This is a genomic window from Dietzia natronolimnaea, assembly GCF_002289575.1.
GTDB classification, from domain to species: Bacteria; Actinomycetota; Actinomycetes; order Mycobacteriales; family Mycobacteriaceae; genus Dietzia; species Dietzia natronolimnaea_A.
Map to the genome: position 1 here is coordinate 1 of NZ_NTGA01000116.1, position 549 is coordinate 549.

Sequence of the window (549 nt, forward strand, 5' to 3'; positions counted from 1 at the left end):
AGCGGCGAACACACTCGGGGCGGTCCTGTCGCGGATCGGCAGAACCACCCGAAACCGCGACCACGCCAGCCACGCACAGAACAGCACGGTCTTGACCCCGTCGATCACCGGACCGTCGCCGAAGTCGTACTGCAGCCACAGGCCCGGCTCGGTCACCCACGGCCGGTGCACCCGGACGTTGCCGAGCCGGTAGGACTTCTTCACCGCCGCCACCGCACGACGCGTGGTGCGCTCCGAACCGGTGAACCCCACCGCGAGCAGCTTCTCGTGGACCACGTCCGCGCGGATCTTGCCGCCCGAGCGCTCCACCCACTCCTCGACCTTCGGCATGAACTCATCCATCAGCTGCGGCCGGGCCGCCGGCTTGTCGGTCAACCGGCCCGCATCACGAGCAGTCACATAGCGGGCAACAGTGTGATGCGAGACCCCGGCGAGCTCGCCGGCATCCCGATAGGACCCTGTCAGATCAAACGCTTCGAGAATTTCCATGATCTCCTCGGCAGACTTCATGTTGTCCCTCCTCGGGGCGATGGGCGCTTGGAGCACCGC

General features: G+C 66.8%; 1 pseudogene. It reads right to left on the reverse strand.

Going from position 1 to position 549, the window contains the following annotated elements:
- Nucleotides 1-510: pseudogene (locus tag CEY15_RS17910) on the reverse strand (IS21 family transposase); the annotation flags it as partial.
- Between the last annotated feature and the right edge of the window lie 39 nt (nucleotides 511-549).